This is a genomic window from Arthrobacter sp. KBS0703 (assembly GCF_002008315.2).
Taxonomy (GTDB): domain Bacteria; phylum Actinomycetota; class Actinomycetes; order Actinomycetales; family Micrococcaceae; genus Arthrobacter.
In genome coordinates this window covers 126,694-150,327 of sequence record NZ_MVDG02000002.1, presented here as the reverse complement: position 1 = coordinate 150,327, position 23,634 = coordinate 126,694, and the positions used below count along the sequence as shown (strand labels likewise).

The 23,634-nt window shown below is 66.6% G+C and carries 24 protein-coding genes and 1 pseudogene; 10 read left to right on the top strand and 15 right to left on the bottom strand.

Annotation, left to right across the window (positions count from 1 at the left end):
* Positions 1 to 24: 24 nt before the first annotated feature.
* Positions 25 to 819 (bottom strand): carbon-nitrogen hydrolase family protein, encoded by a 795-nt coding sequence (locus B1A87_RS21210; RefSeq protein ID WP_078028280.1) that lies wholly within the window; start codon positions 817 to 819, stop codon positions 25 to 27.
* Between the two features lie 32 nt (positions 820 to 851).
* Between B1A87_RS21210 and B1A87_RS21205 the strand changes: the two genes are divergently transcribed.
* Positions 852 to 1,508, top strand: a complete 657-nt coding sequence (locus B1A87_RS21205) for a GntR family transcriptional regulator (RefSeq protein ID WP_078028279.1) — start codon at positions 852 to 854, stop codon at positions 1,506 to 1,508.
* Between the two features lie 7 nt (positions 1,509 to 1,515).
* Here B1A87_RS21205 and B1A87_RS21200 read toward each other — a convergent pair whose 3' ends face one another.
* Positions 1,516 to 2,907, bottom strand: a complete 1,392-nt coding sequence (locus B1A87_RS21200; RefSeq protein ID WP_078028458.1) for an MFS transporter — start codon at positions 2,905 to 2,907, stop codon at positions 1,516 to 1,518.
* A 138-nt stretch (positions 2,908 to 3,045) separates the two neighbouring features.
* On the opposite strand from B1A87_RS21200, the gene B1A87_RS21195 reads away from it, so the two are divergent.
* A complete protein-coding gene (locus B1A87_RS21195) occupies positions 3,046 to 3,732 on the top strand; it encodes a DUF2848 domain-containing protein (protein ID WP_078028278.1) in 687 nt (228 codons plus the stop codon).
* 124 nt (positions 3,733 to 3,856) lie between these two features.
* On the opposite strand, the gene B1A87_RS21190 is transcribed toward B1A87_RS21195, so the two are convergent.
* The 3 genes from B1A87_RS21190 to B1A87_RS21180 form a co-directional block, all read right to left on the bottom strand.
* Positions 3,857 to 4,684, bottom strand: a complete 828-nt coding sequence (locus tag B1A87_RS21190; RefSeq protein WP_078028277.1) for a sulfurtransferase — start codon at positions 4,682 to 4,684, stop codon at positions 3,857 to 3,859.
* A 135-nt stretch (positions 4,685 to 4,819) separates the two neighbouring features.
* Positions 4,820 to 6,058 carry a pyridoxal phosphate-dependent aminotransferase gene (locus B1A87_RS21185; protein ID WP_078028276.1) on the bottom strand — a complete coding sequence of 413 codons (1,239 nt, stop codon included), beginning with the start codon at positions 6,056 to 6,058 and terminating at the stop codon, positions 4,820 to 4,822.
* 50 nt (positions 6,059 to 6,108) lie between these two features.
* Positions 6,109 to 6,828 (bottom strand): matrixin family metalloprotease, encoded by a 720-nt coding sequence (locus B1A87_RS21180; protein WP_260681100.1) that lies wholly within the window; start codon positions 6,826 to 6,828, stop codon positions 6,109 to 6,111.
* Between the two features lie 552 nt (positions 6,829 to 7,380).
* Here B1A87_RS21180 and B1A87_RS21175 point away from each other — a divergent pair.
* Both B1A87_RS21175 and B1A87_RS21170 read left to right on the top strand, forming a co-directional pair.
* Entirely contained in the window at positions 7,381 to 7,596 is a 216-nt protein-coding gene (locus B1A87_RS21175) for a hypothetical protein (protein WP_078028275.1), read from the top strand.
* 496 nt (positions 7,597 to 8,092) lie between these two features.
* Complete coding sequence (locus B1A87_RS21170) at positions 8,093 to 8,359, top strand: hypothetical protein (RefSeq protein ID WP_078028274.1); 267 nt, start codon at positions 8,093 to 8,095, stop codon at positions 8,357 to 8,359.
* Positions 8,360 to 8,437: 78 nt separating this feature from the next.
* On the opposite strand, the gene B1A87_RS21165 is transcribed toward B1A87_RS21170, so the two are convergent.
* Positions 8,438 to 9,079, bottom strand: coding sequence for an NADPH-dependent F420 reductase (locus B1A87_RS21165; protein WP_078028273.1), 642 nt, complete (start codon positions 9,077 to 9,079; stop codon positions 8,438 to 8,440).
* Between the two features lie 143 nt (positions 9,080 to 9,222).
* On the opposite strand from B1A87_RS21165, the gene B1A87_RS21160 reads away from it, so the two are divergent.
* The 3 genes from B1A87_RS21160 to B1A87_RS21150 all read left to right on the top strand — a co-directional run bounded on the left by B1A87_RS21160 (position 9,223) and on the right by B1A87_RS21150 (position 11,986).
* The gene (locus B1A87_RS21160; protein WP_078028272.1) at positions 9,223 to 9,759 is read left to right on the top strand and encodes a GNAT family N-acetyltransferase; all 537 of its coding nucleotides are present in this window, start codon (positions 9,223 to 9,225) and stop codon (positions 9,757 to 9,759) included.
* 735 nt (positions 9,760 to 10,494) lie between these two features.
* On the top strand, positions 10,495 to 11,097 hold the full coding sequence (locus tag B1A87_RS21155; RefSeq protein ID WP_144275940.1) for a DUF1992 domain-containing protein: 603 nt from the start codon (positions 10,495 to 10,497) through the stop codon (positions 11,095 to 11,097).
* 28 nt (positions 11,098 to 11,125) lie between these two features.
* Positions 11,126 to 11,986: an HNH endonuclease gene (locus tag B1A87_RS21150; RefSeq protein ID WP_078028271.1), complete on the top strand. Its 861-nt coding sequence runs from the start codon at positions 11,126 to 11,128 to the stop codon at positions 11,984 to 11,986.
* 47 nt (positions 11,987 to 12,033) lie between these two features.
* On the opposite strand, the gene B1A87_RS21145 is transcribed toward B1A87_RS21150, so the two are convergent.
* The 3 genes from B1A87_RS21145 to B1A87_RS21135 are packed head-to-tail and all read right to left on the bottom strand — an operon-like array spanning position 12,034 to position 15,155.
* Positions 12,034 to 12,357: a DUF6221 family protein gene (locus B1A87_RS21145; RefSeq protein ID WP_078028270.1), complete on the bottom strand. Its 324-nt coding sequence runs from the start codon at positions 12,355 to 12,357 to the stop codon at positions 12,034 to 12,036.
* A gap of 51 nt (positions 12,358 to 12,408) precedes the next feature.
* Positions 12,409 to 13,332 carry an NUDIX domain-containing protein gene (locus B1A87_RS21140; protein WP_078028269.1) on the bottom strand — a complete coding sequence of 308 codons (924 nt, stop codon included), beginning with the start codon at positions 13,330 to 13,332 and terminating at the stop codon, positions 12,409 to 12,411.
* Complete coding sequence (locus B1A87_RS21135) at positions 13,329 to 15,155, bottom strand: ABC transporter ATP-binding protein (protein ID WP_078028268.1); 1,827 nt, start codon at positions 15,153 to 15,155, stop codon at positions 13,329 to 13,331. The genes B1A87_RS21140 and B1A87_RS21135 overlap by 4 nt, the downstream gene beginning before the upstream one ends.
* A gap of 313 nt (positions 15,156 to 15,468) precedes the next feature.
* Here B1A87_RS21135 and B1A87_RS21130 point away from each other — a divergent pair, with 313 nt between their 5' ends.
* Positions 15,469 to 15,804, top strand: a complete 336-nt coding sequence (locus B1A87_RS21130) for a hypothetical protein (protein ID WP_078028267.1) — start codon at positions 15,469 to 15,471, stop codon at positions 15,802 to 15,804.
* A gap of 68 nt (positions 15,805 to 15,872) precedes the next feature.
* On the opposite strand, the gene B1A87_RS21125 is transcribed toward B1A87_RS21130, so the two are convergent.
* A complete protein-coding gene (locus B1A87_RS21125; RefSeq protein ID WP_078028266.1) occupies positions 15,873 to 16,172 on the bottom strand; it encodes an antibiotic biosynthesis monooxygenase family protein in 300 nt (99 codons plus the stop codon).
* Positions 16,173 to 16,296: 124 nt separating this feature from the next.
* On the opposite strand from B1A87_RS21125, the gene B1A87_RS21120 reads away from it, so the two are divergent.
* Positions 16,297 to 17,352, top strand: coding sequence for an LLM class flavin-dependent oxidoreductase (locus tag B1A87_RS21120; protein WP_260681098.1), 1,056 nt, complete (start codon positions 16,297 to 16,299; stop codon positions 17,350 to 17,352).
* A gap of 47 nt (positions 17,353 to 17,399) precedes the next feature.
* On the opposite strand, the gene B1A87_RS21115 is transcribed toward B1A87_RS21120, so the two are convergent.
* The 3 genes from B1A87_RS21115 to B1A87_RS23180 all read right to left on the bottom strand — a co-directional run bounded on the left by B1A87_RS21115 (position 17,400) and on the right by B1A87_RS23180 (position 19,884).
* Entirely contained in the window at positions 17,400 to 17,618 is a 219-nt protein-coding gene (locus B1A87_RS21115) for a hypothetical protein (RefSeq protein WP_078028264.1), read from the bottom strand.
* A gap of 146 nt (positions 17,619 to 17,764) precedes the next feature.
* Positions 17,765 to 19,630, bottom strand: coding sequence for a Na+/H+ antiporter (locus tag B1A87_RS21110; RefSeq protein WP_078028263.1), 1,866 nt, complete (start codon positions 19,628 to 19,630; stop codon positions 17,765 to 17,767).
* A 110-nt stretch (positions 19,631 to 19,740) separates the two neighbouring features.
* Positions 19,741 to 19,884, bottom strand: coding sequence for a hypothetical protein (locus B1A87_RS23180; protein ID WP_185982428.1), 144 nt, complete (start codon positions 19,882 to 19,884; stop codon positions 19,741 to 19,743).
* Between the two features lie 239 nt (positions 19,885 to 20,123).
* Between B1A87_RS23180 and B1A87_RS21105 the strand changes: the two genes are divergently transcribed.
* Positions 20,124 to 20,735 carry an NADPH-dependent FMN reductase gene (locus tag B1A87_RS21105; protein ID WP_078028262.1) on the top strand — a complete coding sequence of 204 codons (612 nt, stop codon included), beginning with the start codon at positions 20,124 to 20,126 and terminating at the stop codon, positions 20,733 to 20,735.
* A gap of 55 nt (positions 20,736 to 20,790) precedes the next feature.
* Here the strand turns inward: B1A87_RS21105 and B1A87_RS21100 are convergent.
* Both B1A87_RS21100 and B1A87_RS21095 read right to left on the bottom strand, forming a co-directional pair.
* A pseudogene (locus B1A87_RS21100) lies at positions 20,791 to 22,337 on the bottom strand (carboxyl transferase domain-containing protein).
* A gap of 2 nt (positions 22,338 to 22,339) precedes the next feature.
* The gene (locus B1A87_RS21095; RefSeq protein ID WP_078028260.1) at positions 22,340 to 23,599 is read right to left on the bottom strand and encodes a CaiB/BaiF CoA-transferase family protein; all 1,260 of its coding nucleotides are present in this window, start codon (positions 23,597 to 23,599) and stop codon (positions 22,340 to 22,342) included.
* Between the last annotated feature and the right edge of the window lie 35 nt (positions 23,600 to 23,634).

Here is a 23,634-nt window from a genome sequence, read left to right as displayed (position 1 = left end):
CCGCTTGCTGCGTGTGCCTCCGGCCTAGAAGCTCCTGGCGTTCGCGAGCACCGGGAGTTTTCCGCGAACTTCCGCAATGACGGCCGGGTCGATGTCGATCACGGCCAGCTCGGGCTCGCCGCCCAAAGTAACCAGCGGGGAGCCGAGCGGGGAGATCACGGCGCTGTGGCCGATCCCGGTGGGGGCGGCACCTGCGGACGGCAGGCCGATGCTGGCGGGATCGCCCTGGCCGCAGGCCACCACAAACGTGGTGCTGTCCACGGCACGGGCCCGGACCAGCAGGTCCCACTGCTCAGCCTTTCCTTCGCCGGCGCCCCACGAGGCGCAGACGATGTTGACCTGGGCCCCGGCTTGGGCGTTGGCCGTGAAAAGGCCGGGGAAGCGCACGTCGTAACAGGTGGCGAGGCCAATCACCGTGCCGTTGAGTTCAAAGGTCACCGGTGACGTGCCGGCATCTACCGAATCGGACTCGGCGAAACCGAAGGCATCAAAGAGGTGGATCTTGTCGTAGGACGTTTCGATGCCCGGGCCGGTGACCAGCAGGGTGTTCCGCACACGGCCGCCGTCGCCCGGGGTGAACATCCCCGCCACGATGGCGATGTCCAGCTCGCCGGCGATGCTGCGGACGGCAGTTGCCCACGGTCCGTCCAGCGGCTCGGCGATGTCCGCCAGACTGTTGCCGAAGGCGCGCATCGCCGCTTCCGGGAATACGGCCAGCTCGGCTCCGGCGGCTTTGGCGCGCGTGGCGTATTCTCGAATCAGCTCCAGGTTGGCGGCCGGATCGGCTCCGGTGATGATTTGGGCCACTGCTAAACGCATGGAATTACTCCAGTCTGTTGTATACATAATGTATGCGAAAAAGTTCGGGGACGGCGGCGTCCGGCCGCGAGAAGGCGTACGCGTACCTGCGCGAAAACATCCTGATTGACCCGGAGGTGCAGGGGAAGTTCCTGAACGAGCAGGAACTGGCTGCCGAGATCGGCGTCTCGCGCACTCCGGTCCGGGAGGCGCTCCTGCTGCTCGTCTCGGACGGCCTGGTGGAACTGATTCCGCAGCGCGGAGCCTATGTTCCCCCCATAACCGGCCGGGAAATGTCCGAGCTCATGGAACTGCGCGGAGTCCTCGAAAGCCACGCCGCCCGCCTGGTCATCGAGCAGCGCAGGGTCCCGGCCGAGACGATGCAGGAGACCCTGGACCAGCAGTCCAAGCTTCCGGAAACCCTGAGCCCGGACGCAGCGCGGGAGTTCATCCGCCTGGATACCCTCTTCCACCAGCAGCTCATTGATGCTGCGGGAAACGAACTCATCTCCCGCACCTACAGCAAGCTCCATGTGCGGCAGATCCTGGTGGGCGTATCCGCGCTGTTCCGCACCGGCGGCCGGCGCGGGGAGGTGTGCGCCGAACACCAGGACATCCTCGATGCCCTGGTGTCCGGAGACGCGGCGGAGGCGCAGAAGGCCATCGACCATCATCTGGCCGTTACCCGCGACATCCTGCTCCGCACCTAGGTCCCGCTCACTTGGAATCTGCGGCGCCGGACGGCTGGGGTGCTGCGGCGGTTCCTTCCAGCAGCAGGCGGTAGTCCGCGTCCTCTACGGTGTCGTTGTCCCGGCCAAGGGCCAGCCCCACCAGGGTGACGGCGGCGGCCACGGCGACGTAGATGGCCACCGGAATCCAGGTGCCGAACTGGGACAGCAGGAGCGTGAACATCAGTGGGGCGATGGCACCGCCGATTACGCCGGCGAACGTGTAGGCCAGTGAGCTGCCGGTGGAGCGGAGCCGCGGCGAGAACTGCTCCACGATGAAGGCGGCCTGGGGGCCGTACATGAAGGAGTGGGCCATGAGGCCGAGCACGATGCCCACGATCAGCATCGGTTCGTTGTTGCCGCCCAGGACGCCGAAGAAGATGAACGTCCAGACGGCGCCCGCCACGGCGCCGATGCCGTAGACGCGGCGGCGGTTGAAGCGGTCGGAGACGGCGCCTGCCAGCGGGATCATGAACAGCTGGAACGCGGAGCCGACCAGGACGGCGGTGAGCACCTGGTTGCGTTCGTAGCCGAGGGTCTGGATGCCGTAGGTGAGGGTGAAGACGGTGAACAGCGCGTAGAGCACATCCGGTCCCACGCGGCACAGGATGGCCGCGATCAGCGGACGGAGCTCTTTGCGGAAGACCTCCTGGACCGGGGCGTGGGGCTGCTCGCCGTGGGCCTGGATGGCCTTGAAGATGGGAGTGTCTTCGAGCCGGAGCCTGATCCAGAGGCCGAATCCGACCAGCAGGGCCGATACCAGGAACGCGATGCGCCAGCCGAAGGAGAGGAACTGCTCCTCGGTCAGTGCCAGCGTGAGGACCGCCAGGGCGCCGTTTGCCAGCAGGTTGCCTGCCGGCGGACCCACCTGGGCCGCAGAGGCCCAGAAGCCGCGCCGGTGGGGATCGCCGTATTCGCTGGAGAGCAGGACGGCGCCGCCCCATTCGCCGCCCACGCCCACGCCCTGGCCGAACCGCAGCAGGACCAGGATGATGGGGGCGGCGATGCCGATGCTCGCGTAGCCGGGCAGCACGCCGATGAGCACGGTGGCCACACCGATGATCATCAGGGTGGCCACCAGGACCTTCTTGCGGCCGATGCGGTCCCCGAGCCGGCCGAAGATGATGCCGCCGACCGGGCGGGAAACGTAGCCCACCGCGTAGGTGGAGAAGGCCAGGATGGTGCCGGTCAGGGGATCGGATGACGGGAAGAAGACGACGGGAAATACGACGGCGGCCGCCGCCGAGTAGACGGCGAAGTCGTACCACTCGAGCGCGGTGCCCGTGAGGCTGGCGGCGAAGGCCTTGAACAGGCCCTTGGGATGAATCGGCTTGTCCGGATGCGGCGTAGTGCCGGAAGCCGGAACTGGGACGTTTGCCATGGTGTTGTCCTCCACGAGTCTTTTATGGTGACGCCTGTCACGCTGGCGTTAAATGTATACATTACGCATACTGGATGTACATTGGCGACTGTTTCAGGTTTCCGGTTTGTAATTTTTCAGCAAAAGGATGGATCCACCATGACGACTCTGAGCTTCGAACTTCCCGACGGCAGCACCAAGGACGTACAGGTGAAGCGCCTCCTGAACGCGGGCTACGCAGGGCGGGAGCAGGATGAAGTGCAAGCCCACATTGCCGAACTGGCTGAACTTGGCGTTCCCGGTCCCACCACCACGCCGGCCCTATATCCAGTGTCCCCCTATCTGGCCCAGCAGGTATCGGAAGTGAGCGTGCAGCATGGACGAACTTCCGGCGAGGCCGAGTGGGCGATGGTGATCACCGACGACGGCGTGCTGCTCACCGTCGCCTGCGACCATACGGACCGCGAACTGGAGGTCCACGGCGTGGCCTGGAGCAAGAATGCCAGCCCGGATGTGCTGGGGCGGAAGGCCTGGCGCCTGGACGACGTGCGGGACCATCTGGACCAGATCACGCTGAAGGGCTGGGTGGGGGAGGGCGACACCGCCGACACCCTGATCCAGGACAGCTCGCTGGCCGCCCTGCTGACCCCGGACTACTGGCTGGACGTCCTCACGGAACGCGGGCTGAACGCGCCCGGAACCGTCCTTATTTCCGGCACGGTGGCCATGACCCACGGCGTGAACCAGTTCGCCCGCAGCTGGAAGGTCGAGATGACAGATCCCGTCACGGGCGCCTCGGTGGATGCCCAGTATGTGGTGGAGCAGATGCCCGAGCCGATCGGCTGATTCGGCCCCTGAGCGGCGAACGGAAGCGGACGACGGCGGGAGGTTCCCGCCGTCGTCCGTTCTGCGTTGGGGAGGTGCCCGGACCGGCGGTCAGCACGCCAGCCAGCCGCGGGAAGATGCCAGGTTAGACGGTTTCGACAGGCCTGTCCGTGGCGTGTCCATACTGGGACCAGCCGCCGACGAACAGTCTGCCTTTGCCTTTTCCGAGTTGCTCCAGAACCAGCAGGTTGTGGCAGGCGGTCACTCCGGATCCGCAATATGCAATGGTGTTCTGGGCGGAGACGATGCCGGCCCGCTCGAAATTCTCGCGTAGCTGTTCCTCTGGGATCAGTCTTCCCGAGGAGTCGAGGTTCTCGCGGCAGGGGACATTTACGGCGCCGGGTATGTGCCCTGGGCGGGGGTCAACAGGGTCTCGGCGCCCCTCGAAGCGGTCACGATTCCTCGCGTCCACGACCCTGAATTGATCGGAAGACGCCTCGGCGATACCGGCAAGCAGGCTTTCAGGCCAGACCTGGGCTGAGAAGTCTCCTTCCAGCCTTTGCCGGGACTCGGTAGCGAGCTCTCCCGGGTAACTGGCGATGCCGCCGTTCAGGATCGCGGCGCTGCGGCCCGTCGATCGGAGCATCCACACCATTCGGGCCGCGATGACTCCACCTGCGTCGTCATAGGCGATCACGACGTCAGAGTCACTGATTCCGGCTTCCTGCATCCCCTGGGCAAACACTTCAGGATCGGGCAGCGGGTTCCTCCCGGCTTTCTTCGAAGCCGCCCCCGAGAGCCACCGATCCATGTCGACGAAGACGGCATCCGGGATATGACCAGCGTTGTAGGCGTCCCTTCCCGAGGTCCCATCCAGATACCAGCGGGTATCCACCAGAACGAACCGCCCCAAGTTGCCCGCGCACCAGGTCCAGTCAACAAACGGCTGCAAGTCCGACTCGCTATTACTCATAATCCGGAGTCTAAAGCGAGGATCCGTATGTTGAGATGTCCATCTCAACATACGAACCCGAGCGTCCGGGAATCGGCGTTCCGCTCCGGGGCCCTGAATCTATTGGGGTGACAGGTCCGGCAGGACCGGCGCGGGCTACGCGGCGCGGGTGCGGCCCCCCCGGGCGCGGTAGGCGGCCAGGAAGGTGGCGATGCGGCGTACGGCCTCCCGGATTTCGTCCACGGGCGGCAGGATGACGAACCTGAAGTGATCGGGGGAGGGCCAGTGGAACGCCGAGCCGTGGGAGACCAGGATCTTCTGCTCCTGCAGCAGGTCAAGCACGAACTGCTCATCGTCCGCGAAGGGGTACATCTCCGGGTCCATCTTCGGGAACAGGTACATCGCCCCGGCCGCGGGCACGCAGGTGATTCCCGGAATCTCATTGAGCAGCCGCAATGCGAGGTCGCGCTGTTCGCGCAGCCGGCCGCCGGGTTTGATCAGGTCTTCGATGCTCTGGTAGCCGCCCAGTGACGTCTGGATGGCGTGCTGTGCCGGAACGTTCGGGCAGAGCCGGAGCGAGGCCAGCAGTTCGAGGGATTCCCGGTACGCCGCGGTGGCCGAGCGCTGTCCGGTGACGGCAACCCAGCCGGCCCGGTAGCCAGGCATCCGGTAGGCCTTGGACAGGCCCGAGAAGGTCAGCACGGGCAGGTCGCCGGCCACGGAGGCGGTGTGGATGTGGAGGGCGTCCTCAAACGTGATTTTTTCGTAGATCTCATCGGAGAACAGCACCAGATCGTGCCGCCGGGCGATTTCGACGAACCCGGCCAGGATGTGGCGCGGATAGACGGCCCCGGTCGGGTTGTTGGGGTTGATGATGACGATGGCACGGGTGCGGTCGGTGATCTTCGTCTCGACGTCGGCCATGTCCGGCCACCAGTTGTTCTGCTCGTCGCAGGCGTAGTGCACGGCTTCGCCGCCGCTGAGGACCGTCGCTGCCGTCCAGAGCGGGTAATCGGGCGAGGGGATCAGCACCTCGTCGCCGTTTTCCAGGAAGGCCTGGAGGGTCATGGAGATCAGCTCGCTGACCCCGTTGCCGATGAAGATATCCTCGACGCCGATCTGCATCAGGCCCTTGGTCTGGTAGTACTGCGAGATGGCGGTCCGGGCGGAGAAGATGCCCTTGGAGTCGCTGTACCCCTGCGCCTCGCGCAGATGGTGGATCATGTCCACCACGATGGACTCGGGGGCGTGCAGCCCGAACGGCGCCGGATCGCCGAGGTTCATGCGCAGGATGCTGTGGCCCTCCGCTTCCAGCTTCTTCGCGGCATGCTGCACCGGGCCCCGGAGGTCGTACCGGACATCTTGCAATCGGCTGGAATTCTGCATGGCGCGCATGAGGCATATTTTCATAGCCGCACTGCCGGAAACAACGTGGGCCGGTTCCGTCACAGCTCCGGGACGCACTGACCCGTGCCGAGCAGCGCCAGGCCGGCGAGGTCGCCGGCGGCGAACTCCGTGACGTCGGTGCCCTCAGGGTGCATCAGCTGGGTCGGATCGTCCACATGGTCCAGTCCCACCACATGGCCGAGTTCATGCATGATCACTGCGCGCACATAGTCCGGTCCGTCCGGCCAGTGCATCATCTCGGTCAGATCGGGAGCGTCCAGTGCCACCTGCCCGGCCACGAGGACGTAAGGGCGCCCGGTGGTGTACGCGTACGAGCTGCCGCCCAGGCCGTCCACGTCCCCGGCCAGGTCCGGACTCTCCTGGGGCGTGGACCACGCGATGAGGACCGGCGCCCACCTCTTGCCGTAACGGTCCGGCTGGTAGCTCTCCCGTTCGTCGCGGGGAGCCTCCGACGTGTAGCCGTCGAAGACGAACCGCAGACCGGTGGCAGCCGAAACCTTGGCGACGGCCTGTTCCATGAGCTGGTCGGCGCCCGGCGGCGCATTGTAGGGACGGACCACGTAATGCACCGGACGGCAGGGATCATAGGCGGCGAACGGCTGGCCGGGGTCGGGAGATTCCTGCAGCGCGTAGGCCTTGGAGCCGGTGCCGCCCGGCGGGTGCCCCAGCGGGGTGTCCGATGCCTCGAACCCGGGCGGCGGCACGGGAGCTCCCGGAAGGTAGGGCAGGACCGCCGGGAGCACGAAACGTTCGAACACAGCGGGAACGGAGTAGAGGCTGGCGAGCAGTGCAATGCCCGCAGCGATGGCCCACTTCCTGCCACCGCCTATTCCGCCACGCCTTTTGCCACCAGGCTGCGGATACCAGATCTGAGGGGAAGCGTGCCCTGGCGGCTGCGGAGGAAATGCTGCCTCGGAACGCCATGGAGCGGCGCCCTCCGCTGTCCCCATGGCCTCATCAATTGCCCACTGCGGAATGCGCCCGCTGGCAGAGCGTCGGACACCCGGCGGCAGGTCCTCGTCCGTCATCGGCAAACGCTCTGCAGGCGGATCGTCCCGCCAATTAGATGTCGAACGCAACAGTGTCCCCCAACAGTGTCCCTCTGGTTGCCACGCCATCTTGAGTGATGGACCACCCCAGCATAGGGGACGACGGCGGTGTCTTCCCGCCGTCGTCCCCCGCCTTGGCTGTGACTGTCGACATCTGGAGCCGGCTCCGGACTAAGCTGCCCTTCTCCGGTTATTATTTGGGTAATTTCAAGGGCCCGCAGAGCTGGCCCAAAGGCAGGATCCCGGAAGGTGGAGATAGGAATGAACAGGGCCGCGAACAAGGTGCACGCTCGGGAGGCATTTAGCCGCGCGGAGAAGCGACTCCGGTCGGGCGGGCGGGCCTCCAGGACAGCGTGGCTGGTCCTCGGTATTTTGGCGGCCGCCGTCACCGGATCGGTGATCGTGTGGCAGGTCCTGGAGCGCAGCGAAGAACCGAACAGTGCACCCGATGAAGAACCCCGCACGGAAAACATGTGACGGGCTAGCCCTTCCGGGGGCGGCGACGGCGGAACCTCCCGCTGTCGCCGCCTCCGGCAGTTCAGCGTCAGGATGTGACACCGCCGCGTCCTCCGTAACCGCAGGTAGGCAGTTATTTTGAGTCAGTCAAAATAACGGGTATAGTTGGTCATGCCAGCTCAATAGCGAGCTGCCGGGCCCAGCCCGGGCAATCCGCGGAATCCCTTCCGCCTCCGCCGGCCTGGTCGAGTGCTTCAGACTCGCCAAGGCGGCCCTCCTCAAAGCGCCGGGTGGGTAACAACCACCGCCACACTCCATGTGTGAGCCGCGCGGAAAACCAGAGACATCGACTGCGTCGTCGCAGCGGCCCCCGCCTTACCATCCGATCCTCAGGGGTCCGCTGGTTCATGCCGCCGTGCCGTCTACGCCGCTTGCCCGGACCCGCTGGCCCGGAGACACCTGCCCAAAAACCACCGCCTACCTGCCACACCGCAGGCACCAACGAGGAGAACAAACCATGACTTTGAAGACCGAACGATTCACGCCCCGCAGCGCCGCAACCGCCGCCGCAACCATCCTTCGGACACCCCGCGGCGGCAGCTACGTGACGCCGACCAGCCACGCGGCGCCCGGCGGCAACCGCGGTGCCGGGCGCACCGAAGGGTCCTACATCACCACTCCCGGTGGCGGCCACGGTAACGGCAACCGCGTCCAGGGACGCTATGTCACGCTCGCTGGCGGGTACCCGGACGACACCGAGGGAAGCTACGTCACCGGCAGCTGACAACATCCGGAGAAACTCCAGAGGACGACGGCGGGAACCTCCCGCCGTCGTCCTCTTGTGTCCCGGCATGGGCAGCCGTCAGGTGGTGCGCGGCGCTTTGGCGAGGTTCTCGGCCAGCTGGGCCGCGTTCTGCCGCACGACGTAGGCGGGGCGGTCCCGTTCCGCGCGCCAGCTTTCGGACAGCGGGCCGATGTTGACGGTATCGAAGCCGAACTCGTCATAGAGCTTCGTCACCAGGGCGCTCGCTTCCGCGTAATCACTGGCGGTGGCCAGCGCCCTGCGGTTGGGCGTGCCCGCAGGGGTGCCGTCCGTGGTGATCTGCTTGGCCATGATGTGGTTGAAGCCCTTGGCCACCTTCGACGCGGGCAGGTGTTCCTGCAGTAGCCCCGACGTGGTGGCTTCGCCGCTGTCCAGGGCCGGGAAGCGGCCGTCGCGCTCCCAGTAGTAGTTGTTTGTGTCGATCACGACCTTGCCGGCCAGTGGCTCCACGGGGATGTCCCGGTAGTTCCTGAGCGGGACGGTGACGACGGCGAAATCACCCGTCGCTGCCGCTTCGGCCGGCGTCGCGGCGCGCGCCCGCGGCCCCAGTTCCGCCACCAGCTCCGCCAGGGTTTCCGGTCCCCTGGAGTTGCTGATGACCACGTCATAGCCGAGCTGCACCGCCTTGCGCGCAACCTGGCTGCCAATGTGTCCTGCACCGATGATTCCAATTGTTGTCATGTCCGGGCCAACAGCGCCGCCGGTGCAGATATTTCGTGCGTTACGCCGGAGGACGGCGGCGGATCCCGCCGCCGCCCGCCCTGCCGCCCGCCCCGCCGGTTGAAGCCTCCTCGTGCGGTCAGTAGAGTCGCCCGGTGACTTCAATGCTGCATTCCCTGGTTGGCGACGTCGGCGTGAGACTGCTGCATTCCTCTGATGCGGACGCCCAGGCGGCGGCGTACCGGCGCAACCGTGAGCACCTCGCCCCATGGGAGCCGGTCAGGCCGGAGGACTTTTTCACGGTGGCGGGCCAGCACCAGGAAATCGAGACCAGGCTCGCCCAGTACGACTCCGGCCTGTCGGTCCCGTGGGCTCTCGTCGACGGCAGTGGCCGAATCGTTGGAAACATCACCCTGAGCCGCATTGTCCGCGGGCCGCTGCTCAGCGCACACCTGGGCTACTGGGTGGACCGGGAGGTCAACGGCCGCGGAATCGCCTCCGCCGCCGTGGCGTTCGCGCTCCCCTCCGCACGGGACGGCTACGGGCTGCACCGGGTCCAGGCCGGGACTCTCGTCCATAACGCGGCCTCCCAGAAAGTGCTGGCCCGCGCGGGCTTTGAGAAGATCGGCCACGCCGCGTCGTACCTCAGGATTGCCGGCCGCTGGCAGGACCACATACTCTTCCAGCGCATTCTGGACTGATGTGCCGGTCCCGAGTGGACAAGTAGCCAGCGTAGAAAAAACTCGGGTAATTGATACGGATGCTTCTGCCGCTAGGCGGCCATAGTGTTATTGCATTGGGTGGTTGTGAGGGCAGGGACATGCACGATGGGCCTGCACCGCTGGGCTGGGACGGCCGCCACGGTCGCTGTCGGAGTGGCAAATCCAGGTCTGCTTCTCCGGCACCACGATGATCGACGCCGCCAATTGGGCCGGCCGGTTGCAGCGCTGCACCAGCCCGCCCGCATGACGGCACGGACATCGTTCACGAGTCCCATGGTTCCGGCTTTCAGTGGCCGACGATATGCGAGGGTACCTATGAATCTTCCGAGGTCTGAGCTTGCAGCCGCCTCTGAACCCGTGCACACGCCGCCCAGCGGGGTCGCGCCTGGCCCCGGCGGCCCAGCCTCACCCGTGTCCGTCGGCCCGGCAACGCCCGACGCTGAAGGCCCGTCCCGTCCCGGCGCACCTGCCGCCGGCGATGCCCCCGGCCCTGCCGCCCCGGTCCGCGCGGCCATCGGAAACTGGCCTGACCCGATGTAAGCAAACGCAGGGTTACGACGGCGGGAGGCTCCCGCCGTCGTACCCTGCTGTCCCGTTCGGCGGCAGTCGGTTTCCCCGGTGCGCGCTGGGCCGGGGCGGTTGAAGAGCAACGCCCCCGGCGGAATACTGGAAATCGGGTTTATGGATTCCAGACGGGCAAAGGCGTGGTGGATGATGGGCAGCGGGGCGGCGGGCGAGTTCAAACGGCGGATGGAACGGGGCGCGGAACTCCGCGCCGTCCTGGCCTCCGGCGGAACGGCCCAGGAAGATGCGGAGCTTGCCGCGGCCGAGGAGGAAGACCGGCAGAAACGCAAGAAAATCGATGACGCCGCCCGCGTTGAGTACCTGATCCGGGACGCCATGGCGCAGGGGAAGTTCGACAACCTGAAGTACGCCGGCAAGCCGATTCCTGGGCTGGGGGAGGGCTACGATCCTGATTGGTGGGTCAAGGGCCTGATTCAGCGTGAACACCTCACCGGGCTGGGGCCGAAGGCAATTCTCCTGCGCACCGAGGACGCCGAGCTCGACTCCAGGCTCGATGCCCAGTACTCCGAGAAGCAGGTGCGGGACCTGGTGGCGGACTTCAATGCACGGGTGATTGATGCGCGGCGCCAGCTCCAAGGCGGTCCGCCCGTGATCACCAAAACCCGCGACGCCGACGCCGAAGTGCAGTGCTGGAAGGAGCGGCGGGCAGCCAGGGCCGCTGCTGCCCCGCCGGAGCCTGAGCCGGAACCCACCCGCCGGTGGTGGCGGCACCTCTGGAGCGGGTCCACCTGAACGGCCCCGCAGGTGGCACCATAAAGACATGGTGGCTGTATTGCTCGGATGGAACCCGGGCGCCGGTACTACGTGGCCGGAGTATTCGAGGGTTGTCGACGAGCTCGCCGCGGCCGGGGTCCATCGCCGCCCGTGGCGGATCCTCAACAGCGCAAGCGTCTTGCCCGGTGCGGATGCCTGGCTGCTCCTGGTCGGTAAGGCAGGCCGCGGACTGATCGGCCACGGTGTTACCGCTTCGCATCCCTACCGGCCCGCCCGCGAGGAGCAAACCGGCGCATCCGGCACGGTCATTGATGTCGACTTTGACGCCCTGCTTCCGGTGGGCGACCAGATTCCCGTGGACTTCCTCCTTGAAAGGGCACCGCGGGCCGGGTGGAACACCGTTAAAGCAGCTGGCCGGCGGATCCCGGAGGAGGAGGAACGGGCGGTCCGCGCCATCTGGGCGGAGCGCCTGCCGGCCGACGGGATCGATCCGATCCTTCCCGTGCCCGGGACTGCACCGCAGGATGCCCTGACCCGGGTCGGCATGAACCGGTATGAGCGCAGCCCCCAGGCCCGGCGGATCTGCCTGGCACACCACGGCACGTCCTGCGCTGCCTGCGGATTCTCCTTCGAAGCCGTCTACGGTCCCGAAGGGGAAGGGTTCATCCACGTCCATCACCTGACGCCCGTCTCCCAGCTGGGGCCCGGCTACGAGCTGGACCCCATCGGCGACCTGGTCCCGCTGTGCCCGAACTGCCACTACATGGCTCACCGCCGGCCCGTGCCCTACACCCCCGCGGAGCTCAGGGCGATGATGTCAGGAGCCGGACACATTGCAGGCTCGGTCTTGTCCCCGCAGGAACTGGAGGCGCAGGCCGCCGCCCAGAGGATCCTCGACAGCAGGTGACCGGCCGGGTCACGGGGAGGCTGACTAGTCACGGTGTGGCTGTCCCGTCACGGTGACCACAGCCAGTCCCGTTCGAAGTCCGGATGGTCGGAGTAGGGCAGCGCCAGGGCATTCAGGGACAGCCCGGTCCATTCCAGGGCGCCCGGGATCCAATGGGTGTCCTCGCCGAACGGGTCGCTGACAAGCGTTGCCAGGGCGGTCTGCCGGGCGGCTTCGATGATGCCGATGAGCCTTCTTTTGGCCTCGCATTCGAGCAGCAGGCGGCGTTCGTACCACTTGCCCGCTTCGGAGGTGGTCCGGTCACCGAGGAGCTTGCGCGCAACCGCCTCATCTTCCGCGATGCGATCGGACAGAAATTCCACAATGTCCACAAAGTGAGCCTACGCCCGGGAAATCATCCGGCAATAGCGCCCGGCCCCCGGCTATGGCGTGGCGACGAGGTCCGCCGCCGGCAGCGGGAGGTAGTAGGCGGAGTGGTAGCGGCTGTCATCGCCGGTGAGGACCCAGGCGGATCCTTTCCGGACGCGGAACCGCTTGTTCAGGACCGTGCGGTCATGGCGGATCAGGTGGTCCAGGACGCCTTCCATGACGCCCTCGTGCGTGCACAGGACCGTTCCGGTCCCGCGGGCCTGCGCAACGAGGCGGAGGGCAGCTTCGATGCTGCCTCCCGTCAGGTGGTCTGAACGTTCCACCTCAAGGGACTCCCGCCGCGCCAGCGCGGCTACGGTCTCGACACAGCGGACCGTAGGGGCGGACAGGACGCGTTCTATTTTGAAAACCGCGCCCAGCGCGGCGAGTGATCGCGCGGCGTGTTCAACTTCCTCACCCGGCGACCAGACGTCATCCGAAAGTTCCCGCTCGCTTCGCTTGGTGACCTGGGCGCCGCGGACCAGCAACAGCATCTTTTCCCGCTCGGGCGCGGGACGCACTCCGAGCTGCAGGTGGAGCTGCGTGCCCAGGGCGACGATGGCGGGCCGGTCCCGCGGCTCTGTCACGGTGCGCAGGGCTGCGGGGAGGGAGAGCCACCTCGCCGCGTCCACCTCGGCATTGGCGCGGAAATGGCCCGACTCTGCGGCTGCAGCCCAGTAGCGGATCGTCTTGATCCTGTTCCTGCTGTCCTCGTACCTGATCCTGGGGAGTTCCGCGCCGAGACGGCAGTCGAAGCCGGTCTCCTCCCGTAGTTCCCGTGCCGCACATTCCCGGCCCGACTCTCCGGGCTCGGCCTTGCCCTTGGGGATGGACCAGTCGCCATGCGCCGGCCGGTGAATGAGGAGTACTTCGAGGGCGCCCTTGCTTCCGATGCGCCACGGCAGTGCACCATAGGTGGCGGGCTTGATCTTACTCATGTGCTTGACTCCGTCGGCACCAGGGCCAAGGCCGGCACGGGCGTGTCCTTGGCGTGCTGGAGCTGGTCCAGGCGGCTGTAGAGGCCGCCGGCTGCGACAAGCTCGCCGTGCCGGCCGCTCTCGATCACCCGTCCGTGGTCCATGACGTAAATCCGGTCAGCGCGTTTGAGCGTCGAAAGCCGGTGGGCAATGACGATGACCGTGCGTCCGGCCATCAGCCGTTCGAGGCCACGCATGACGTACTGCTCCGAGATCGCATCCAGGCCCGATGTGGGTTCATCGAGGATGACGATGGGTGTGTCCCGGACCAGCGCCCGGGCGATGGCGATGCGCTGGCGCTGTCCGCCGGAGAGGGTTACGCCCCTCTCCGCTACCGGCGTGTCATATCCCAGCGGCAGCTTCCCGACGAATTCGTCCACGTAGGCCGCCTCTGCGGCCGCAAGCACCTGCTCCCTGCTCGCCCCCTCGGAGCCGTATGCGATGTTGTCGTAGATCGTTCCGCGGAAGAGGATGGACTCCTGCAGCACCATCGAGATCTGCCTGCGCACGGTGGCGACCTGCATGTCCTTCACGTCCATGCCGTCGAGCAGGACGGCACCCTGCGTTGCGTCGTAAAGGCGCGGAATCAGACTGACGACGGACGATTTGCCGGCTCCCGTGGGCCCGGTGATAGCCACGACGCTGCCCGGTTCGGCTGTGAGGTCGATTCCGTGGAGGACATTGCGATCCCCCTGGTAACCGAAGCTGACTCCGCGCAATTCGACTGCACCGGCCAGCCTTGGGGCAGGCGCGGCCCCCGGTTTGTCGGAGATGGCCGGAGCCGTGTCCAGGATTTCCTGGATGCGCTCGGCGCTGGCCTGCCCGCGGCTAATCACGGTTGTCAGTTTCGCCAGGGATTTCATCGGTGAATAGAGCGCCTTGAGGTAGGCGAGGAATACAAGCAACATTCCCAGGGTCATGGTTCCGTCCAGCACCCGTTGGGCGCCGATCCAGAGCACCAGGACCGTGCCCATGGTCGCGATGACGTCAACCAGGGGCGAGAACATGGACTGCAGCCGGATGACCCTCAGCCCGGCATCCCGCCGTCCGTTGTTGCGTGTGCGGAAGTCGTCCTCATGGCGCGCTTCGCTCGTATATGTCTGCATCACCCGGACAGACGCGAATGTCTCGGACATGGCTGCTGCTATGTCGCTGTCCTTGCTGCGGGCCTCCCGGGAGGCCGACTTTATCCGGCGCCGGTAGAGCAGCACCGTGACGAACAGCAGCGGCGCCACCGCAAGGCCGATCAGGGCAAATGTGGGATCGACGATCACGCAAATGGTGGTGACGAAACCCAGGATGAACACGTTGGGAAGCAGCACCGAAAGCATCGACACCATCAGCGCGCGCACATAGTCGACATCCGTGGTGGTTCGTGTGACCAGATCGCCCAGCCGCTGTTTGTCGTGGAATGACAGGGACAGCCGTTGCAGATGGGCGAAGACGTCGGCACGGATGGTGGCCATGGTCTTCTCGCCGACGCTGTTCAGCAACCGGGTCCCCAGATAGTCGGCGGCGGCGTTCATTACTGTCATGGCGAGCAGCGCCCCTGCGGCAAGGAGGAGCAGCTGAAGGGGCCGGAGCGCGGCCAGCCCCGGGAAGTCCGGCGTGCCGTGTTGAGCGGGTTGGCCCAACGGCTGCAGGACGTCGTCGACGATGATTTTCATGGGCCAGGGCAATGCAACTTCCATTGCGGCAACGAAAATGACCAGCAACGCACCTCCGCCCATCGCCCCGGCGTGGGCTGCGATCGCGCTGCGGAACCGCCAAAAGGTTAGAAACATCTTTTCCCCCAAATCCCTAGTGCCGCTCACTATCTCTGGCCGAGCTTTGGGAAAGGTCTGCCAGAGGTTGGAGAAACCTTGCTGATAGGGGCAGCGGGGGAGGCGGGATGTGCACCAAAGCAGGGGTTTCGGACCTTCAGGCCGTGCGGAACCGCTCCGGAGACAGCCGGAATCACGGTGCGGGGCACCAGAAGCGGGGAGCTGGGCCCAACGGTGCGGAAGTGGCTTTCTGGGGGCTTACATTCGGGCCGTCACGGGCTACCGTTTTGCTTGTGGGCAGTTCCTGCCGCGCATGGCGAGCAAAGGAGTTCCAATGGGTGACGTGTGGATCCGCACGATCAGCCAGAGCCTGGTCCGTGCGGACAGGGTCACGGAAATTGCAACCTCCCGCGGATCCGTCCATGACGATCAGGGATACTCACTCAAGGTCATTGCGGACGGAAAAGCCTCCATCCTGATCGACAACAGCGACCTCGCGGGCACCACGGGCGAACGGCTGGAGCACGCGCGGCGCATGGAAGACGCGCTGCTCCTCGCGATGGATGCCGCCAGCAGCACCAATTCATCCGTGGTGATCAGCTACGAACAGGATGGCGAACGCTGGATCCTCAGGCCCGCGTCGGAGCTGGCCGGCGAGATCGCACCCTGAATGGGGCGCCGGCGAGCACGCCGTCAGAAACGGCATCGAGGGCTGGCGCCCGGCGCTGGAGGTCAGTGTTAGACGGTCGCGGCCAGCTCGTAATCCGCCCCGCGCATGTCCTCGCACAGTGCCACGCAGGCGCCGATGCGGGCCTTGAACTCGGGTTCCTGCTTCCACGCGTTCCGGGAAGCCTCGTCGGTCCATTCGGAGAACGAAATGTAGCGCCCGGCCGTCCCGCTATCGCGGAGAAGTTTCGCCACCACCAGGGCCGGGTAGTTTTCCCGTGACCACTGCAGGAACTCCTTCCACCGCTCCACAAACTCGTCGTCGTTGCCAAGTTTGACCTGCCAGACCCCGGAAGCGTAATGCTCTGCCATCGGTCTCACACCCTTTCGCGCGTGCTCAGATAGCACAATCTTAGGACGGGACCCGCACGCGGGGGAGTGCCGATCGCTGGCCGCCCCGCCGTCGTGCCCGGCGGCGGGGAATGGAACCCACTACTTGAACGTTCAACAAAACATGGACTTTGGCATCTTCACCTTTGGCGAGCTATCCCGAAACATCAACACCGGCGCGGCGCTGTCCCCGCAGCAGCGCCTCAAGGAAATCATCGAGCTAGCCAAGCTGGCTGATCAGGCCGGCCTCAGTTTCCTCGGCCTGGGGGAGCACCACCGGCGGGACTTTGCCCTGTCCGCCCCGGAGATCGTCCTGGCGGCCATTGCCCGGGAAACCACGAACCTTCGGCTCGCCACCGCAGTCACCGTGCTCTCCACGCAGGACCCCGTGCGCCTCTTCGAACAGTTCGCCACCCTGGACCTGATCTCCGACGGCCGGGCCGAGATCATCGCCGGCCGCGGAGCCTTCGTGGAGTCGTATCCGCTGTTCGGCCACGAGCTTGACGACTATGACGCCCTCTTTGATGAAAAGCTGCGCCTCCTGCTGGAACTCCGGGACGCTGCGGTGGTGACCTGGCAGGGAAGCCTTACCCAGAGCTTTCCCGGAATGGACATCGCACCGCGGCCCGTCCAGGACAAGCTCCCTGTCTGGGTGGGCGTGGGCGGCACCCCGGCGAGCTTCGCGCGGGCCGGGCGCCTGGGGCTTCCGCTCTTCATCGCCCTGCTCTCCGGACCGGCCAGGTTCCGCCGGCTCGTGGAACTCTACCGCCAGAGCGCAGCCGACGCCGGGCACGATTCCGCCGCCCTTCCGGTAGGGGCGGGCGGGCACTTTTACGTGGCGCCCACCTCGCAGCAGGCGCGGGACACGTTCTACCCCCATTACCGGGCCTATTTCGAACAGAACATGCCCCGTCCGGTGGACCACTTTCCGCGGCCCACCTTCGACGACTGGACCGAACCCGGCGGCGGACTCCTCGTGGGCAGCCCCCAACAGGTCACCGAGAAGCTCCTGGACATCCATGAGAACCTCGGCACCAGCCGGTACCTGGCCCAGATCGGTTTAGGCGGCCTCCCGTTCGCCGAAACGGCTCGCTCCATAGAGTTGCTGGCCACCGAAATCATGCCCGCGGTGAACAAGGAAATCGGCGTCCCGGCGAACTGAGCCACCGGGCCTGTCACGTCACCGGGTCCGCTAAGTCACCGGGCCCGCTAAGTCACCAGGCCCTTGGCGTCGTCGGGGCCGACAAAATCGCAGGATCCAGCGTGGCGCTCGGGCAGGATGCACGTGCGCCCGGTAGCCAGATGAACGTTGCCGCAGCGCCCAGTGCGCGCCACGTCTTCGCGGACGTGCAGGCTCCTCAGATCGGGCCGTTCGCTGTGCGGTTGCAGGTGGAAGGTATCGGACGTGCCGTTTTCATGACTGTTCATGCCTTGATACTCCTCATCGAGTGGCTGCCCCCAGTAGCAAAAGGCCAGTCGTTTGGACCCCGAGACTTAAGGGTCGCCCCGCGGGATTAACGGCGGGTTACGGCCATGTTAGATCCGGACGCGCCGTATGTCAGCCAGCAAATGTTTCAGCCCAGCAAATCGTCGACGTAGCACCAACGCCAGTCCTCGCCCGGTTCAATGCTGCGCATGGCGGGATGGCCTGTCGCCTCGAAATGCTTTGACGCGTGGGTGCCGGGCGAGGAATCACAGCAGGCCACGTTGCCGCATTCCAAGCACATCCGGAGGTGGACGGTCGTGGTGCCGTCGCGGACGCACGCGAGGCAGTAGGCGTCCTGCGGGACGGCCGGATCCGGTGCCGATTCAAGGTGCTCGCACCCGCCGCCGGGCCGGGGAGTCCTTCCCGTCCCGGAGACGTCGGCTTCGTCAAGGGCGGCATCGAGCATCGACTCCTCGATGTCGAGCCTCTCCAGCACGTCGCTGAGCACCTCGTGGGCGTACTCGCCGCCGCGGCGAAGTTCCAGCACCCGGGCCCGTTCAGCGTCCAGCATGGCCAGCCGCAGCCAGGCGTAGCGCTGGCTGGGAGTGGCGGCCTCCGCCGTCGGACGGCCCAACCTTTCCCACGCCGCGAGTCCGCGTTCCTGCGTCCGCCGCTTCAGCATGGCCACGACCTCCGGAGGATCGTTGTCAGTCCGCAGTTCGTGCAGCCGTTCAACGCCTGCCGCCGTGGCCAGATGCATCAACGCGGCCTTGCTGAGCGCGTCTTCGCGCGGATCCGGGCCCCGCACGCGGAGCAGCCGCACCAGCGGCGGAAGGGTGAAGCCCTGGATGGCCAGCGTGCCCGCCACCACCACCATGGCCGCCAGGATGAGCACGGACCGGTGCTCCAGGTCCTGGGGGAGCGTCAAGACCGCCGCAAGGGTCACCACGCCGCGCATCCCGGCCCACGAAACGATGGCCGTGTCCTGCCACGGCGGCGCGGGATCCTTGCGGGATACGGCGGGAATGAGCCGGGGCAGGTAGGTGGCGGGAAACACCCAGAGCGGCCGGAGCACCAGCACGGCCAGCAAAATCACCGCGCAGCCCGCCCAGATCCGTCCCGGGCCCAGTGGATCGTCCTGGATGCCGTCGATGATGGTCCGCACCTGCAGGCCGATGAGCAGGAACACCGAATTCTCCAGCAGGAACTGCACGGTGTCCCAGTTGCTCCGCTGGCTCAGCCGCGCTGCGCCGTTGGGCATGGACGGTGCTTTGGTGCCCATGATCAGGCCGGTGACCACCACGGCCAGCACCCCGGAGGCGTGAATCCCCTCCGCGGGCAGGTAGGCCACGAAAGGTGCCATCAGCGACGTCGACGTGTTGATCGCAACATTGTGGATTCTCAAGCGGAGCTGCGTGAGGAGATAGGCCGCAGCGAGGCCCACAGCCAGGCCGCCGCCCGCCGCCAACAGGAACTCGCCGCCGATCTCCGCCGCGGAGACTGCTCCTGCAATCGCGGCGATGGCACCGCGCAGGCACACCAGGGCCGTGGCGTCATTGACCAGTGATTCGCCCTCCAGGATGCTCACGATCCTGCGCGGCATCCCCACCTTCCGGGCGATTGCGGTGGCGGCCACGGCATCCGGCGGGGCCACCACGGCACCCAGTGCGATGGCCGCAGCGAGTGGTATTTCCGGGAAAAGCCAATGAACCACCGCTCCCACCGCGATGGTGGCAAAGATGACGTAACCCACCGAAAGCAGTCCGATGGTCCGAACGTTGGAGCGGAAGTCGAACAGCGAGGTCCGCAGCGCGGCGGCATACAGGAGCGGGGGAAGCAGCCCCACAAGCACCAATTCGGGGTTCAGCTCAAGTGGCGGAACGAACGGCAGGAATGAGCCCGCGACGCCGGCGAGGACCAGGAGCAGCGGAACGGAAACATTGATTTTCCGGCCGAGCGCGCTGCCTGCGCACACCACAGCCGCCAGCACCACCAGTCCCAGAGCGACGTCCATGCCGCTATTCTTTCAGCTCGGCTCGTTCAGTTCAGTGTGCCGGTGCGGTCTGGTGTTGTTGCTGGGCCGTGCCCTCACCCAAGCGTGGCTCGGGCACCGCGCGTGCGGGTCTATTTCCCGCTCGCGTCATCGGTGATGTCGGCGCCTTCGGCAGGCTCCTGGGAATGGACGCGGATGTCAGTGGGGTCGGCCAATTCGTCCCCTTCGGCCGGGGCCTCGCTGTGGATCCGCTGCACCGTTGGGTATTCACTCATGACCGCTCCTCTGCCGCCGTTGTGTGCTGTTGGCCATCACCTAATGTTCATCTAGCTCCTGCTTTCGTGGACTGTCAAGAACATTCCAGCCGCTATGGCCGTGCAACTTGTTGTGTGTTGGACTGTGAGTTGAGTTCCGCCTGCGCCGCCCATTGCGGCCCCGCAGCAGCCCGCCACGCACCGCTTCAAGCACCGTCGGAAAGCCGGTTTCGCTCCGGCTGTAGGAAAGGATCAACCTCATGGCAACGTACAAGATCGGATACTTCGTCGGGAGCCTGGCCAGCGGCTCCATAAACCGCACCCTCGCCAACGCCCTCATTAGGCTTGCCCCGGACGATCTGGAGTTCACGGAGATCCCCATCAAGGATCTTCCGCTGTACAGCTACGACTACGATGCCGACTTCCCGGCGGAAGGACGGGCCCTGAAGGACGCCATTGAAGGCTCCGACGGCATCCTCTTTGTGTCCCCTGAATACAACCGGTCCATCCCGGGAGCGCTGAAGAATGCCATCGACTGGGGATCACGCCCCTGGGGCACCAATTCCTTTGCCCGCAAGCCGACGGGCATCATTGGTGCCTCGCCGGGCAGCATCGGCACGGCCGTGATGCAGTCCTCCATGCGTGCCGTGCTGAGCTTCCTTGACGCGCCCCAGCTCAACGCCCCGGAAGCCTACGTCAAGTTCAATCCCGGCGTCTTCGCCGACGACGGAACGGTCAGCGACGACGGCACCGCCAAGTTCCTGCGCCATTACATGGAGGAATACGGTGCGTTCGTGGAACGGGTGCTGGCCGCCAACGCGCCCGGACACATCGGCGACCCCAAGCCAGACGCCGAAAAGCTGTCCCGCTAGGGTCTGCGACGGACTTGTGGCCGGACTGCTTCCGGCGGGCCGGCCCGCCGTCCGGCTAGGCCGGGCTGGCGGCCTCCGCAACGAGTCCGCCGAGGCGGCGGTATTTTTCGATCCGCTGCGGCAGCAGTTCGCCGGTTCCGGCCGAGGACAGCGCGGCCAGTTCGTACTCGATCGCCTGTCCCATGCGCTGGCAGAAGGCCCTTCCCTCCAGCGCGGCGTCCGGGCGTTCGTCCACGATGTGCTCCACCATTCCGTTGGCGTACAGCGACGCGATGTTGACGCCCTGCGCTGCGGACATGGCCGGGGCAAAGTCCGTGCTCCGGTGGACGATCGCGCTGGCGCCTTCGGGCGGCAGCGGTGAGAGCCAGGCGTGCTGTGCCGCGATGGTCCGGTCGGCCGGCATCAGGGCCAGCGCCCCGCCGCCCGCTCCCTGCCCCAGCAGCACGGACACTGTGGGTGAGTTGAGGCCGATGAGATCGTGCAGGGACCTCGCGATCTCGCCGGCCAGGCCGCCTTCTTCCGCTTCCTTGGACAGGGCAGCGCCGCCGGTGTCGATGACCGTCAGCAGCGGCAGCCCGAGCTCCTCGGCCAGCCGCATGCCGCGGCGTGCCTCGCGGAGCGCCGCCGGCCCCAACGCCGTCTGCTGCGACGGCCGCGGCCGGGTGTGGCCGATCACCACGCAGGACTTCTGCCCGAACCGTGCCAGCGCCAGCAGCAGGCCGGGGTCCTTTTCCCCTTGGCCGGTGCCGTTGAGCGGAAGCACGTCGCGGGCGCCGTAGGCGAGCAGCTGTCTCTTATACACATCTAGATGTGTATAAGAGACAGATTCCGTGAGATTTCGATTGATTCCCAGGCTCCGGCGTCGGACGGCTTCACGGCGAGCGTGCGCGGCGGAGCGACGCGGGGGTGCGGGCCGGTGACCAGAATACTCAGGGCGCGGTCGACGACGTCGGACAGCTGCCAGGGCGGCACCACCGCATCGATGAGCCCCTTGTCGAAGAGGTTCTCGGCGACCTGGACGTTCTCTGGAAACGGCGTGCCGTAGAGGGCCTCGTAGACGCGGGGCCCGAGGAAGCCGAGCAAGGCACCGGGCTCCGCCACCGTGATGTGCCCGAGCGATCCCCACGACGCCATGACGCCGCCGGTGGTGGGGTGCCGCAGGTACACCAGGTACGGCAGGCCGGCCTGCCGGTGCGCCCGCACGGCGGCACTGATTTTTACCATGGAAAGGAACGCTATGGTGCCTTCCTGCATGCGCGTGCCGCCCGACGCCGGGCCCGCCAGGAGCGGCAGGCCTTCCCGGGTGGCGCGCTCGACGGCGTTCACGATCCGTTCCGCCGCGGCGAGCCCGATGGAGCCGGCCAGGAAACGGAACTCGCTGACGATGACAGCCACCCGGCGGCCGCGGATGAGGCCTTCGCCGGTCAGCACGGACTCGTCAACGCCGGTCTTCGCCCGTGCGCCGGCCAGTTCTTGCCGGTACTCGGGACTAGGATCAGGATCCGTGACCGGGGCATCCCAGCTCCGGAAGGAGCCGGGGTCAAGTACGGCGGCGATCAGCTCGGCGGCTTCCAGGTGCCGGACGTTCTGCTGGGTGAGCATGCTCAGTTGCCCTCCCCGCCGGTGCCCGGGCTTTTGCCGGACGCGCCGGTGCCGGCGGCGTCGGCAGGGGTCAGCCCCAGCCACTGCCGGATCTGGCTGCCGTCCTGGTCCAGCAGCGGCGGAGCCGTGTGCGTCTTGAGGGTTGTCTCGGCGGTGTCGGCGGCGCTGAAGAACCGCAGGGGCGGCCCGGGCAGGCTGACGTTGCCGAGGATCCTGTGGTCCACGTCTATCACCAGGCCCTGGGAGTGGACCTGCTCCCATGCGTAGACCTCGTCCAGCGTCCGCACCTTGCCGGCCGGGATCCCGGCCTCATTCAGCTTGGCGAGCAGCGGCTCGGCTTCGAAGTCGGAGAACACGCGCTCCACCTCTTCGATGACCTTTTCCCGGTTCCGCACCCGGTCCGCGTTGCTGGCGAACTCGGGCCTGGTGTTATCGATCCCGAAGGTCGAGGCAAAAGTGGCCCAGAGCTTCTCGCTGCCCACGCTGATCTGGACCCGGCCTTGCCGGCAGTGGAACAGCCCGTAGGGCGCGATGGACGGATGGTGGTTGCCCTGGGCCTTCGGCATCTCCCCGGCGACGGTGGCCCGTGTGCCTTGGAAGGCGTGGACACCGATGAGCGCTGCGAGCAGGGAGGTACGGACGATCTGCCCCTGGCCGGTCCGCTCGCGCTGCAGCAGGGCCGCGAGCGTGCCGAACGCCCCGTACATGCCGGACAGCAGGTCAGCGATGGGGACGCCGACACGCTGTGGGTCGTCCGGCCCGGACCCGGTCAGGGACATCAGCCCGGCCTCGCCCTGGAGGATCTGGTCGTAGCCGCTGCGCCTGGATTCGGGCCCGTCGTGGCCGAATCCGGTGATGGACAGGACCACGAGCGCGGGGTTCAGCGCATGCATCTCGGCCGCCGAGAACCCGAGCCGGTCCAGCACGCCGGGGCGGAAGTTCTCGATCACGACGTCGGCGCGTTCCAGCAGTTCGCGCAGGACCGTCCGCCCGTCGTCGCTCTTCAGGTCCAGGGCGATGGATTCCTTGTTGCGGTTGCAGGACAGGAAGTAGGTGGCCTGGGGATCATCCTCGGGGCCCACGAACGGCGGGCCCCAGCCGCGCGTGTCGTCGCCGGTGCCCGGGTTCTCGACCTTGATGACCCGGGCACCGAGGTCCGCCAGCATCATTCCCGCGTGCGGGCCGGCGAGGGCGCGGCTCAGGTCCACCACGACGTAGCCCGAGAGGGGGCCTTCGGCCCGGGGCGTGGATTCAGTGCTCATGAAGGCTGTTCCTTTTCTTGCTGTGCGGGGGTCTG